A 12,262-nucleotide genomic window follows, 5' to 3' on the forward strand; every position below is an offset into this window, starting at 1 on the left:
GTGATGTCATGAAACGTGTTTTGATCACTGGATCCGCCGACGGCCTCGGCCGGATGGTGGCGCAGCGGCTGATCGGCCTCGGCCACGAGGTCGTTCTGCACGCCCGTAGCGATGCGCGGGCCCAGGATGCGTTGCGAGCGGCGCCCGGGGCGGCCGGCGCGGTCGTGGGCGACCTGGCCAGCATCGCGGAGACCAGGGCAGTGGCTGACCAGGCGAACGCGACCGGTCGTTTCGACGTCGTCGTGCACAACGCCGGGGTCGGATACCGGGAACGTCGCCGGATCGAGACCGTCGACGGGCTGGCCCACGTGTTCGCGATCAATGTCCTGGCGCCGTACCTGCTCACCGCCGTGGTGGATCGTCCGGACCGGTTGATCTACCTCAGTTCCGGCATGCACCGGGGCGGCGACCCGGACCTGGGCGATCTGCAGTGGGAACACCGGCGGTGGGACGGTATGCAGGCGTATTCCGACTCGAAGCTATGGGATGTCGTGCTCGCGTTCGCGGTCGCGCGGTTGTGGCCCGACGTGCTGTCGAACGCTCTTGAGCCAGGATGGGTGCCCACCAAGATGGGCGGACCGGGAGCGCCGGACGACATGTCGTTGGCACCGGACACACAGGTGTGGCTGGCGACCACGGACAATCCCGGTACCGGCGGCTACTACTACCACCGTAAGCCGAGGCAGACCCACCCGGCCGCTTCGGACCCCACCGTCCAGGACGGTCTGCTCAGGATCTGCGCCGACATCACCGGGGTGGCTTTGACGTAGGCATCAGGCCGATTCCGCTTCGGTCGTGTACACGTGGGGCAGAACCTTGACGGCCGTACGGAATTCGAGGCCCAAGCGGTTCTGGATGCCGATCTGCAGCAACGTGAGCCGCTCCAGGGTACGCGCGGCGGACAGTCCACCGGCGTCGATGGCGCGCAAGCCCGTGCCCTCCAGCGACGCCACTACCGCGCGCTTCGCGTCCTCGTGGTCGGAGGCCACGAAGACATCCAGTGGGACGCCGTCGATCGCGCCGTCGATCAGTACCGGGGCGAAGACGGTATTGAACGCCTTGACCAAGCGGACACCGGGAGCCTTGACGGCGAGTTCTTCGGCGGCAGAGGAGCCCCAGGCTGTGGTGAGGTCGTCGAAAGTGTCGTTCAGCGGGTTCGAGATGTCGACGACCACCGAGTCCGACAAGGGGCCGGCGTGCGTGCTCAGCAGTTCCAACGTCTGCGGGAACCACGTTGCGAACACAACGATGTCGCTGTCGAGCGCTTCGCCCAGCGGGCGTGCGGTGACCCGTCCCAGCGCATCGTCGGTCATCTGCGCCGCGACATCCGCGGCACGATCGGCGTCCATGTCAACAAGAAGGACGTCGGCTCCGCCGACGGCGTAGCGGCGGGCAATGGCGCGGCCCATGTTGCCGGCGCCCACAACGGTGATGGTGTTGTTCATGGGATCTCCTTCCGCGCGGAACGAGCAGGTAAGGAAGTCGACGGCGTCAGCTCATGCGTAGAACGGCGGAGGAACCTGTTCGGCCAGCATGATCGACTTCAGCTGGGTGTACATGTCCAGCGTCTCCTTGCAGACCTCACGGCCCAGCCCGCTGTCCTTGTAACCGCCGAACGGTGAGCCATCGACCAGGTTCACATACTGGTTCACCCACACCTGCCCGGCTTGCAGCCGGTCCGCCGTGCGCATGGCGTTGCGGAGGTTCGACGTGTAGATGCCGGACGCGAGACCGTAGACGACGTCGTTGGCCTCGTGGATCATCGTGTCGAAGTCCTTCCACCGGATCACCGACAGCACCGGCCCGAAGATCTCCTCCTGCGCGATCCTGGTGCTGTTGGCCGTCTCGAAGATGGTCGGCGCGACGAACCAGCCCGCTTGGTGACCGGGCACCTCAACGCGATGCCCGCCGGTGACCAGATTCGCTTCGGTCTTGCCGGTCTCGATGTATTTCATGACGCGCTCGCCTTGCTTCTCAGAGATCAGGCAACTGAGACGCGTGGCCGGGGCGAGTGGCGAGCCGACCCGGATGTGCTGGAACGCGGCGGTCAGCTTCGCCATGAACTCCGGGTAGATCTCATCGTGGACGAACAACCGTGTACCCGCCAGACAAGACTGCCCGTTGCAGAACGTGGCGGCGAACGCGGTGTTGTCGACCACCGCGTCCATATCGTCGATGTCCGGGAAGACGATATTCGGACTCTTGCCGCCCAGTTCCAGCGACACGGGCACCAGCCTTGAGGCGCCCGCGTGCGCGATCATCCGGCCGACCTCGGACGATCCGGTGAAGGCGAGCTTCGCGACGTCCGGGTGGGCGGTCAGTGCCGCTCCGGCCTCCTCTCCGAAACCGGGCACGACGTTCACCACGCCGGGCGGGAAGATCTCCGCCAGCTGCCTGGCCAGTTCCATTGTGGACAATGAGGCGTTCTCATCTGGCTTGAGGACCACGGTGTTGCCCGCGGCCAACGCGGGAGCGAGTTTGAAGCTGACCATGATGGCCGGGACGTTCCATGGGATGATCTGCCCGACGACGCCGTATGGCTCGCGCTTGGCGATCGCCCATCCGCCCGGAACGACGTTGTTCCAGCCGTCGTGAGTCAGGATCGCAGCCGCGAAGAAACGGTACTGGCCAATAGCCTGCCGGTAGTCCTGCGGTAGTTCGAAGACCGTGCGGCCGATGTCACGCGCGTCGATCTCGACGAGCCGTCCCGTGTTCTCCTCCAGCCAGTCGGCGACCTTCAGCAACAGCTTGGCGCGCTCGGCCGCGGGAGTCGCCGCCCACGCGGGGAAGGCGCCCTTGGCCGCGGCGACGGCGGCGTCGATCTCAGCCTTGCCTGATCGGGTAATGGTGGCCAGTTGCCTTCCGGTAGCGGCTTCGGTGGCAGGGAACGTTTCGTCGGTGAACGCGGTGAATTCGCCGTTGATGAGCGGTGAGTAGTGCGGGTCTGTGCTCATCGCAACTGTCGCCTCCGTGATGGGAAGGGGTTACTTGGTGTAGGCGCTGGCGATCTGGCCGACGAGTTTGGCGAACGGCATGTCGAGCGCGGCGTAGACATCGGCAGCGAGAGGGTTGGCGTTGTCGGCGAGTGCTTCGACCATGAGGGTGGAGTAGTCGCTGACGATGACCCCGGCTTGCTGCATCCGCAGCAGGCCGGCTTCGCGCTTGGCTTGCCAGAAGGTGCCGGAGGCGTCGAGGGTGACATAGGTGTCGTAGCCGTCGGCGAGTGCGGCGATGGCGGGGAAGGCGGCGCAGACCTCGAGCGAGATGCCGGAGATGATCAGTTTGGTGCGGCCGGTGGCGGCCACGGCGTCGCGGATGCGTTCGTCGTCCCAGGCGTTGACCGAGCTGCGGTCGACGACCTCCAGGCTGTCGGGGAGCACGTCCGTGAGTTCCGGGATCAGCGGTCCCCACATGGATTGCGCCGCGGTCGTGGTGACCACAAGTGGCATGCCGAACACTTGGGCCGCCTTGGCCAGGCCGGTGACGTTGTGCTTGAGGTCCTGCAGCGAGATGTCCCGGACGCCGCTGTAGAGGCCGACCTGATGGTCGACCAGGAGCACGGCGGCGTTGTCCGGGGTGAGCCTGTCGTGGAAAGCCTTGGTGGTCATGGCACCTCTCCTTCGATAGACCCCTGTGCCTGTTGGAAAATGTGAGTACCGACCGGAGGCCGCACGATGCCGGCGGATCGCCCGACCGGGAGTTCACGACCTCGGTCGCTCCGAGCCGCTTCGCCGGTTCGAGGCGGGAGTCCTGGATGTCCACGAGGATCAGCCCGCGCACCGGCAGCAATGCCGCGGCCATCACCGCCGCCAGTCCGGCCGCACCAGCGCCGAACACAGCGACAGCGCTGCCGCTCCGGATGCGAGCACGTTGAGGACCGCGCCGAGTCCGGTCTGGATGCCGCAACCAAGAGGTGCGAGTAGCGCAGGTGCCACATCAGGTACCACGACGGTGTTGCGTTCCCGCACCAACACTCTCCACGATGCCCGAGCCCTCGTCCGCCCGGGGATCGTCAATCACAACGTCGTTCCACACGAACTGTGCTCGCGATTCGGAGACGGTCATCGCGGTAACGCGTCGCGTCATCGTCGTTCTCCTTCGGCATGCCGACACCAGTCCTGGCTCGAACCGGCCGCGCCGCCGACGCTATAGTCACTAAACTATATAGTCAAGAAAGATGACGACTTGTGGACAATGCGGTGCGGTGATGTCCACAGAACTCGTTGTCACCGCGAACAGCAGTCGCCCAGTGAGAACGTCGACCGCTGCGATCAGAAGGTCTTGGATCGACGTCGACTCTCGTGCGTCGCATCGACCCGATCACGGCGTCACCACGGGCTCCGGTTGGAGCCGACAAGATCACGGCCGATGCTCAGCACGAAACGGCCGTTCGATATCTCCTGGACAACTGCGCGGGGTAGGTCCCAGTACGGGCGTCCAGAATTCGACCGCCATCGAGTCCTCCTCGTCGAGTGATCGTGCACACGAGGATGCGGCGAACGTGGCGTGCCCCGACATGGGCAGACAACTGATAGCGGTACCTACGTGCCCGTCGTCGCAGGAGGGTCAGGCGGCGTCGCGCAGAGCGGAGAGGCCGGCGTCCAAGCCGGCGCGAAGCGGCTCGAGGGACTCGAACGTGTTCATGAGGGCAAGGCCGCCGTGCAGGGCGGCGAAGATCTTCATGCTGAGGAAGCCGGGATCGGTGCCCGGCCGCAGCAGTTCGGCGCCGGCCATACGAGCCAGGCCTGCCTCCAGATAACCGCGCCAGCGCTCCATGTGAGCGATCACCGCGGCGGCGTGGTCCGGATCGGTGCGGGCCAGCTCCGCGCTGAGCGCGCCGATCGGGCAGCCCCAATGCGGCTGCGCCTCGTAGTGCGCGAGGAGCGCGTCGCGCCAGCCCTCCCATGACTCCCAGGAGTCGAGGTGGTCAAGGAACGGGCGCTGGGCCTCGAGCACGCGTTCGGTCTGCAGCGCGGCGACGGCGTCGACCAGGTCGCTCTTGCCGCCTGGGAAGTAGTGGAAGAGCTGGCTTTTGCTCGTATTCGTCGCCCCGCGAATATCGTCAAGGCTCGTACCACGGGCGCCACGCTCAAGGATCAGGTCCGCGGCGGCACGCACGATCCGGCTGCGCGTCGCGATCCCTTTCTCCGTTATCGGCGTCGTCGTCACGTGTCAAACCCTACATCGCTGGACCGTGCAGTCCAGCCAGGTATCAGGTCAGGGCCAAGAGCCGCTAGCGGCGGCTCTTGGCGGAGTCGAGGGCTCGGTGCAGAGGAGGTGCGGCGCACAACCGTTTACGACTCTCTGGGCGGCCATCCGCGCCGGCCTATGACGAACCGGGACCGAGCACGACGATCTTGCCGGATCTGGAGCGCTTCGAGAGGGCGCGTTGCGCGTCGGCGGCGCGGTCGAACGGGAAGGTCTCACCAACTCGGACGGTCAGCGTGCCTGTCTCGGCGAGGTCGGCTACTGCCTGGAAATCCACCCGGTCGAGGCGGCAGAACACCGCGGTGACACCAGGAGATCCGATTTCCGCGATGGAGGCTACGCGGACGCCGGGGTGGGTGGGAGTCGCGCTCAGGGCACCGTTGCCCGCGGTGTCGAGCACGGCGTCCACTGGGAGGTGCCGGATGCGCTCAGTGGCGCCGGGTCCGTAGGTGACCGGTTCGACGCCGAGCGAGCGCAGGTAGTCGTGGTCGCGAGCGGAGGCGGTGCCGATGACCCGCGCGCCGCGAACACGGGCGATCTGGACGGCGAGCGAGCCGACTCCACCAGCGGCACCGTGCACCAGCAACAGCTCTCCCGGCTGGATGTCGAGGGCGTGCACGACGGCCTGGTAGGCGGTCAGCCCCGCGAGCGGCAGGCCGGCGGCCTCGGCGAAGCTCATCGTGGACGGTTTGCGGACGAGGCTGCGCACGTCGGCCGAGACCAGTTCGGCCAGGCCGCCGTGGGCACGCTGCACTTCGCCGCGGAGGTAGCCGATCACCTCGTCACCGGGAGCGAACTCGCCGGCCGCCGGCCCGGCTCGCTCGACCACGCCCGCGACGTCCCAGCCGGGCACGACCGGGAAGTACGTCTCGACCGCTTCGGCAAGCGCTCCGGCCTGCAGCGCCAGGTCGGCGGGGTTGAGTGCGGCAGCGCGGACGCGCACAAGCACCGAGTCCACATGCGTCTTGGGGTCCGGCAACTCGGCGGGTTCGAGGACCTCGGGACCGCCGTAGCGGCGGTAGACCATCGCTTTCATCGCGACACCGGGACGTCCATCAGGACGTGATGGCGGACGATCTTCCATCCTCCGTCGATCCGGCACAGCTCCGTGTCGTAGTACCCGGACTCGATGGGGCGGATCGCCCCGGGCCGGACCTCGAAGACGATGAACTGGGCGTTGAGATGTGCGCCGTCGCCATCGACCTGGACGAGGTGGTCGGTTGTCGTGTGGTGGCTGGACCCGCCCGGCGGGTGCGGAGGCATGAAGTTGGCGACGGCGTACTCGACCCCGGAACCTCCGATGAGGGGCCCGCCCACGGGTTCGTAGTCCCCGGAGGGTGTCTTGGCGTATATCTGGACCACCGCGTCGTCGGTGAACAACGCGCCCTGTGCCTTGCCGTCGCGGCGATCGGTCGCGCGGACGTAGTGGGCGAGGACTTCCTGGACCTCGCGCTCGTCGGTCATCGGCTGTTCCTTCCGTAGCGCCTGTCCCCAGTTGACCAACGCCACGCGCTGAGAGCGATGACCGTTCCGGTACGCGGCGATACCTTGGTGGTATGGATCGGTTGGAGACCCGGGAACTCGAGTACTTCATCGCGGCGGCCGAGGAGTTGCACTTCGGCCGGGCGGCGCAGCGGCTGGGCATCGCGCAGCCGCCCCTTTCCCGTGCCATCTCCCGCCTCGAACGGCGCCTGGGCGTGCGTCTGCTGGCGCGCACGAGCCGTCACGTTGAGCTGACCGCACCGGGCCGGGTCCTCCTCGACGAGTGCCGGAACCTTCTGCGGGGTCTTGACCTCGCGGTACGGCGGACCCAGCAGGCGGCGCAGCCGGGCCGGCTCGTCGTGGCCGCACGCCCGGGCGCCGGTGCCGGGCTGCTGGCCGACCTTGTCCGTGCCTACGACGGGGCCGAGCCCGAGTTCATCTTCACGTCCGACAGTGTCACGGCCGTCCGCGACGGGACGGCCGATATCGCGCTGCTCTGCGTCGGGACGGACGACCTCTCAGGCTTGCGAACCCTTGCCGTGGCCGAGGAACGCCCACTGGCCCTCTTACCGCGCGACCACCCCCTCACTCGCCGCCGGGCCGTGACCATCCACGACCTGAGCGACGACCCCGCATACCAGCCGTGCCCACCGTCCGGTTTGGACGAAGCCCTCGATCGTGTGGCGCTCGGTCTTTTGGTCACGGTCGTCGGTGAGACGGTCGCCGAACGCCTCACGCCGGGGATCGTCGGCCTCCCCGTGACCGACCTCCCGGCGACGACGCTTGCCTTGGGCTGGCTCGAGGACAGTCCACGCGCGGAGGTCGCGGCGTTCGCCCGCGCAGCCCGCCGCGTCGCCCCCGTTTCCGCGACGGCGTGACCACACAACCGCAGCCTGTCAACTAAGGGCGCCGGAGAGCCGCACGTCGCCGGTGTTGCCATGTGGCGAACCCTACGCCACTGGACCGGGCGGTCCAGTGGCGTGTAGCGTGGTGGACCGTATAGTCCATTCCAAGGATGTGGGGACTCATTGAGCGGGCGTTTGAGTGGCAAGACCGCGCTGGTCACGGGCGCGACGAGCAACATCGGGCGGGCGATCGCGATCGCCTTCGCCGCGGAAGGCGCCGCGGTGGCGGTCAGCGGCCGTGACCAGGTCCGCGGTGAAAAGGTCATCGCCGAGATCACCGGCGCGGGCGGCCGCGCGGTCTTCGTCCCGGCCGAGCTGGACGGCACTGCCGAGACGGCACGCCGACTGGCGACCGAGGCCACCGAAGCGCTGGGTGCGGATATCGACGTGCTGGTCAACAACGCGGGTATCTTCCCCGGACCGACCACGGCGGACACCGACGAAGCCACCTTCGACCGGGTCTACGCGGTCAACGTGAAGACCCCGTTCTTCCTCACCGGCATCATCGCGCCGGCGATGGCCGCACGAGGATCGGGAGCGATCATCAACCTCGGTTCGTGGATCGCCCGGCTGGGCATCCCGGTCGCCGCGCTGTACGCGTCGACCAAGGGCGCGATGGAAACCCTGACCCGGATGTGGGCTGCCGAGTACGGGCCATCCGGTGTGCGGGTCAACGCGATCTCGCCCGGCTCGGTCAGCGAGGACGCCGGCAACGACCCGGGCACCGCGATGATGCGGGGCACACCGGCCAACATGAGCGGCACTCCGGACCAGATCGCCAACGCCGCGGTCTATCTCGCCAGCGACGAATCAGCGTTCGTGCACGGCGTCGTGATCGACGTCGACGGTGGACGTACCACCACAGCCGTCATCGCCGGCTGACCGCGAGGGACGCCTCCGCTTCGACGCTTGGCCGGACGGCGTCACTTTGCTGGTGGCTGCAGACGAAGCTGTAGCTCGGCGAGGAACCGGGCGTCCGGGTCGGCCGCGTCGAAGCCGGTCAGCTCGTGGATGCGGTGCAGCCGGTTGCGGAACGTGTTGGGATGCACGTGAAGGTGTTCGGCAGCACGTTTCACGTCGCCGAAGAAATCCAGATACGCCCTGAGGGTTGGCAACAGATCGGTGTGCTGTTCGCGGTCGTGGTCGGCGAGCCGGTCGACCGGTCCGTCCAGCCGGCGGTCTGCGTGCCGCAGCGCGGCGGCGAGTTCGGACAACACGTAGAGGCCCTGGATGTCGGCGAATGCCGCCACAGCGGGCGTTCCGGGATTCTCCAGGAGTATGCGCAGCACGAGATCCGTTTCGTCCTTGGCGGCGCTGACCTCGTCGGGAGAATCGGCGAGCCCGACAGCGACTACGAAGCCACGCCCGTGGCCCATACGCCGCAGAAAGCCTTCAGCGAGCCGTTTTGTGCCCGCTACGGCGTCCACCGTGGACGGCCACGACAAGAGGGCGTATGCGGTTCCCTCGAAGAACGTCGTGACTGTCCGGGCGTGGCTGATGGACAGGTGGAGGGTGAGCGGATCCAGGATGCGGCGGCGGTCGGTGCTGAACTCGACGGCCGGCCGGACGGCCAGGACGGTGAGCCTGGTTGCGGCGACACCGAGTACGGCGGCCGCGCGGTGGCTGTCACGGCCGGAGAACAGGGCCGTCACCACGTCGGCATGGTGGACCGCCGGTCCGGTACGAAGCACTCGGGCGACTGCCTTGGCAATCTGGGCGAAGTCGTTGCGCCGCAGGACGTCGAAGGGTTCTGCCGACGTCGCCCAGAGGTAGCCGAGCAGTTCCCCGCCTGCCCGGACAGCGGTGGCCATCCTTGGTTTCGCCTGCGCGGAAGCGGGTTCGACGAACATCGGCTCGTCTGATGCGGCGAGGCGAGCGAGCACACCGCGGGCTTCGAGCGTGTCGACGAGCCAGTCGGGAGCCTGCCGGTCCAGGATTGCGGCTACTCGTTCGTCGTCGGCCTCGTCCTGCCGGTCCGACCAGGCCAGGACGGTGAGCCTGGTGTCCTCCAAGATGACTGGCGCGTCCAGTAGCGCTGCGGCCGCGTCCAATGTGGAGAACAGGTCACCGGCCGGCGGCCCGTCGGATGTGCTGCGTTCTGCCGATCGCGCGGCGATGACAGAACGTGCGTCGTCGGCTATCCGGGTCCATCCGACCCCGGCCGCGAGTTCAAGCACCGCCACCTGGTGCTCCGCACTGGCCCGCAGCAGGGTTTCACTGACAGGTACGGATGCCCGGAAGACCACGGCGGAATGGCCGCGAAGTAGTGCCGCCTGGTCCGCGACTGCGACCCCTGGAGCGAGCAGCAGTGTTCCCTGCGCGGCGATCGGCGGCTCAGCGGGGTCGTATATGGCCACGTTCCTGATCGGCTGTCCACCGTCGGCGACCACGCGCAGCACTGCACGACCAAGCGCGTCGGCCAGCTCGGCAGCGGTCGGGTGCACGTCGTCTCCTTGTCAGCGTCCGCGAGCGAATGCTACCCACCGGTGTTCACCAGGGGCTTCCCAAAATTTTGGAGGGCGCTGTGCGATTCGCGCGCCTCCGCCGCCCGATGCTGTGCGCGTACACCTATCGCCGCACCACGTCGGGAGCTGATCATGGTTGGCGCGGACTGCCGAACGACACTGGTGCTCCGCCACCCATGTCACGAACGGAGCGGCACATGGCGTTGGCGCGTAGGCCCGAGAGCGACGCGACGGAGGCGATGACCGGCCAACCACAGGTGCACGGCCTCAAGGATTACTCGGTGGACGCGGAACTAGGGTTTCTGCCGGTAGTCGATCCGGTGCCGGCTTTGGACGAGCGATTCGCGCCATGGGAGCGACTGGCAAGGGACATCTCACCGCTGATCATGACCGGACGGTTGTGCGCGGCGGTCGAAACGATGCCTGAGCTGTCCCCCGACGGGCTCGGCGAGCCTGAGCTCGAACGCGCGTACTTGTTGCTTTCGTGCCTGGGCAACGCTTACGTCTGGGCCGAGCCGCAACCGCGGCAGCGGATTCCCGCTGTGCTCGCTGTCCCATGGCATCACGTTGCCACACTGCTCGACCGGCCGCCGGTCATCACGCACTCGTCGATCGTGCTGAACAACTGGCGCAGGCTGACACCGGACGAACCGTTGGGCATGACCAACATCGACACTCAGCTGACCTTTCTCGGTGGAGTGGACGAGAAGTGGTTCTATCTCGCCACGGTCGGCGTCGAACTGGCGGGTGCCCCGGCGTTGCCGCTGCTGGTGGATGCCCAGCACGCGGTCGCGGCGGGCGACGCGGACCGGCTCGCGGTCGATCTGCTTCGGATCGAACCGGTGATCCGGGCGACCACCCGGGCGTTGCTTGACGTGCAACGCTGGTGTGATCCTTACGTCTTCTACCATCGAGTGCGCAGGTATCTCAGTGGCTGGCCGCAGCCCGGCGTGATCTACGAAGGTGTTCACGACGAGCCGTTGGTGTTCGCCGGTGGCAGCGCGGCGCAGAGCGCGTTGATCCAAGCCTTTGACGCCGGGTTGGGGATCTGGCACGATCCCACGCCGGCCGGGACGTTCCTGCGTGGGATGCGCGCGTACATGCCATCGCCGCACCGGCGATTCCTGGCGGATCTGGAATCCGGTCCGTCGGTGTACGACTTGGTCGGCCGACGACTTGACCGTCCACAATTGACAGGGGCCTACACCGCCTGCGTTCACGCGATGAGCGACCTGCGGGCCCGGCATCTTGGCTTGGCGGGGAAGTACATCGGGCGCTTCGAACGTCGTGACCGTGCGGGCAAGGGCACCGGTGGCACCGAGTTCGTCCGGATGCTGGCCACGTCCAGGGATGAGACGCGGGCACGGGAACTCGGATGAGCCGCTGTCGCCGCAGTTCATCCGCATGGCGGTAACGGATCCTGGTGACGCCGCGGCGGCACACCATGGTACGCCGCCGCAGCGTCAGGTTCGGGCATGTCGTCAGTCGAACAGAGCCGCTGTGCCCTGGATCTCCATCAGCGCTTCGGGGAACCAGAGCCGGCTGATCGCGATTACTGCCTGCGCCGGAAAGTTCGGTCCGACCAATCGTTGCCACACGGCCTGGATCTCGTCGTAGTGCGCCTGGAACTGCGGCAAGTCCGTGACGAAAATCGTCAGGCTGACCAGATGCTTCGGCTTGCCACCGGCCTGTCGCACGACGCTGAGCAAATTACGCAGGGCGCGTTCGTACTGGGCCACGACACCGATTTCCCAGCTGCCGTCCAAGTTCTGACCGACTTGACCGGCCAGCAGCACCGTCCGGCGGGCCTCGACCGCGATGCCGTGGGAGAAGCCGAGCGGCGCGGGGATATCGGCCGGGTTGATCACTTCGTAGGAACGCCGGGAGGCTTCAGCCTCGCCGGTCGTCGCCGCGACGGCGGCTCCACCCGCGACCACGCCCGCGACTCCGGCAAGCAGTGGCCGCCGCCCGATCAGGCCGGGCTGGGACTTGGCGGCGGGCTGGTGCGCGGGAGCGCTTGGGTCATTCATGGTTTCTCCGATTAAGTGACGGTGCCAGAAGGCATAAAGTGATTACTGGCTATGGACTGGCGAGTTGTTGTCACCAATCCGCCTGAAGGTGTCGCAACTCGCGTGGGTGCCCGCCTGAGGCTTGAGTTGCCAATGAGGCGCCCGGTCCAGTCAACAAGATCTTGCCGATATT

Annotated in this window: 13 protein-coding genes; 4 read left to right on the plus strand and 9 right to left on the minus strand. The window is 67.2% G+C overall.

The genetic code is table 11. The annotated features are described in order from the left end of the window. The first annotated feature begins 8 nt into the window (after positions 1 to 8). Positions 9 to 770: an SDR family NAD(P)-dependent oxidoreductase gene (locus tag AB0J95_RS49610; RefSeq protein WP_364773586.1), complete on the plus strand. Its 762-nt coding sequence runs from the start codon at positions 9 to 11 to the stop codon at positions 768 to 770. Between the two features lie 3 nt (positions 771 to 773). Here the strand turns inward: AB0J95_RS49610 and AB0J95_RS49615 are convergent, their stop codons facing one another. The 7 genes from AB0J95_RS49615 to AB0J95_RS49645 all read right to left on the minus strand — a co-directional run bounded on the left by AB0J95_RS49615 (position 774) and on the right by AB0J95_RS49645 (position 6,672). Next, complete coding sequence (locus AB0J95_RS49615) at positions 774 to 1,445, minus strand: NAD(P)-binding domain-containing protein (protein WP_364773588.1); 672 nt, start codon at positions 1,443 to 1,445, stop codon at positions 774 to 776. A 51-nt stretch (positions 1,446 to 1,496) separates the two neighbouring features. Beyond that, positions 1,497 to 2,954 (minus strand): aldehyde dehydrogenase family protein, encoded by a 1,458-nt coding sequence (locus AB0J95_RS49620; protein ID WP_364773590.1) that lies wholly within the window; start codon positions 2,952 to 2,954, stop codon positions 1,497 to 1,499. 30 nt (positions 2,955 to 2,984) lie between these two features. Further along, complete coding sequence (locus tag AB0J95_RS49625) at positions 2,985 to 3,608, minus strand: isochorismatase family protein (RefSeq protein WP_364773592.1); 624 nt, start codon at positions 3,606 to 3,608, stop codon at positions 2,985 to 2,987. 192 nt (positions 3,609 to 3,800) lie between these two features. After that, a complete protein-coding gene (locus tag AB0J95_RS49630; RefSeq protein ID WP_364773593.1) occupies positions 3,801 to 3,968 on the minus strand; it encodes a hypothetical protein in 168 nt (55 codons plus the stop codon). A gap of 598 nt (positions 3,969 to 4,566) precedes the next feature. Then, positions 4,567 to 5,169 (minus strand): TetR/AcrR family transcriptional regulator, encoded by a 603-nt coding sequence (locus AB0J95_RS49635; RefSeq protein ID WP_364773595.1) that lies wholly within the window; start codon positions 5,167 to 5,169, stop codon positions 4,567 to 4,569. Between the two features lie 157 nt (positions 5,170 to 5,326). After that, positions 5,327 to 6,244, minus strand: coding sequence for an NADP-dependent oxidoreductase (locus AB0J95_RS49640; RefSeq protein WP_364773597.1), 918 nt, complete (start codon positions 6,242 to 6,244; stop codon positions 5,327 to 5,329). Next, complete coding sequence (locus AB0J95_RS49645) at positions 6,241 to 6,672, minus strand: nuclear transport factor 2 family protein (RefSeq protein ID WP_364773599.1); 432 nt, start codon at positions 6,670 to 6,672, stop codon at positions 6,241 to 6,243. The genes AB0J95_RS49640 and AB0J95_RS49645 overlap by 4 nt, the downstream gene beginning before the upstream one ends. A gap of 92 nt (positions 6,673 to 6,764) precedes the next feature. Between AB0J95_RS49645 and AB0J95_RS49650 the strand changes: the two genes are divergently transcribed. Together AB0J95_RS49650 and AB0J95_RS49655 are read left to right on the plus strand one after the other, a co-directional pair. Beyond that, entirely contained in the window at positions 6,765 to 7,568 is an 804-nt protein-coding gene (locus tag AB0J95_RS49650) for a LysR family transcriptional regulator (RefSeq protein ID WP_364773601.1), read from the plus strand. A gap of 150 nt (positions 7,569 to 7,718) precedes the next feature. After that, positions 7,719 to 8,477, plus strand: a complete 759-nt coding sequence (locus AB0J95_RS49655) for an SDR family oxidoreductase (protein WP_364773602.1) — start codon at positions 7,719 to 7,721, stop codon at positions 8,475 to 8,477. 41 nt (positions 8,478 to 8,518) lie between these two features. On the opposite strand, the gene AB0J95_RS49660 is transcribed toward AB0J95_RS49655, so the two are convergent. After that, a complete protein-coding gene (locus AB0J95_RS49660) occupies positions 8,519 to 10,039 on the minus strand; it encodes a helix-turn-helix domain-containing protein (RefSeq protein WP_364773603.1) in 1,521 nt (506 codons plus the stop codon). Positions 10,040 to 10,257: 218 nt separating this feature from the next. On the opposite strand from AB0J95_RS49660, the gene AB0J95_RS49665 reads away from it, so the two are divergent. Continuing rightward, positions 10,258 to 11,439, plus strand: a complete 1,182-nt coding sequence (locus AB0J95_RS49665; RefSeq protein WP_364773605.1) for an indoleamine 2,3-dioxygenase — start codon at positions 10,258 to 10,260, stop codon at positions 11,437 to 11,439. 102 nt (positions 11,440 to 11,541) lie between these two features. On the opposite strand, the gene AB0J95_RS49670 is transcribed toward AB0J95_RS49665, so the two are convergent. After that, the gene (locus AB0J95_RS49670) at positions 11,542 to 12,090 is read right to left on the minus strand and encodes a RidA family protein (RefSeq protein ID WP_364773606.1); all 549 of its coding nucleotides are present in this window, start codon (positions 12,088 to 12,090) and stop codon (positions 11,542 to 11,544) included. Positions 12,091 to 12,262 lie beyond the last annotated feature (172 nt).

It is taken from the genome of Actinocrispum sp. NPDC049592 (assembly GCF_040675465.1).
In the GTDB taxonomy this organism is placed as follows: Bacteria; Actinomycetota; Actinomycetes; order Mycobacteriales; family Pseudonocardiaceae; genus Kibdelosporangium.

Bases quoted from the DNA above. Each gene is read 5' to 3' on its own strand.
- AB0J95_RS49615 (WP_364773588.1), bottom strand. From the start codon at position 1,445: ATGAACAACACCATCACCGTTGTGGGCGCCGGCAACATGGGCCGCGCC.
- AB0J95_RS49620 (WP_364773590.1), bottom strand. From the start codon at position 2,954: ATGAGCACAGACCCGCACTACTCACCGCTCATCAACGGCGAATTCACC.
- AB0J95_RS49610 (WP_364773586.1), top strand. From the start codon at position 9: ATGAAACGTGTTTTGATCACTGGATCCGCCGACGGCCTCGGCCGGATG.
- AB0J95_RS49665 (WP_364773605.1), top strand. From the start codon at position 10,258: ATGGCGTTGGCGCGTAGGCCCGAGAGCGACGCGACGGAGGCGATGACC.
- AB0J95_RS49670 (WP_364773606.1), bottom strand. From the start codon at position 12,090: ATGAATGACCCAAGCGCTCCCGCGCACCAGCCCGCCGCCAAGTCCCAG.
- AB0J95_RS49645 (WP_364773599.1), bottom strand. From the start codon at position 6,672: ATGACCGACGAGCGCGAGGTCCAGGAAGTCCTCGCCCACTACGTCCGC.
- AB0J95_RS49625 (WP_364773592.1), bottom strand. From the start codon at position 3,608: ATGACCACCAAGGCTTTCCACGACAGGCTCACCCCGGACAACGCCGCC.
- AB0J95_RS49650 (WP_364773601.1), top strand. From the start codon at position 6,765: ATGGATCGGTTGGAGACCCGGGAACTCGAGTACTTCATCGCGGCGGCC.
- AB0J95_RS49640 (WP_364773597.1), bottom strand. From the start codon at position 6,244: ATGAAAGCGATGGTCTACCGCCGCTACGGCGGTCCCGAGGTCCTCGAA.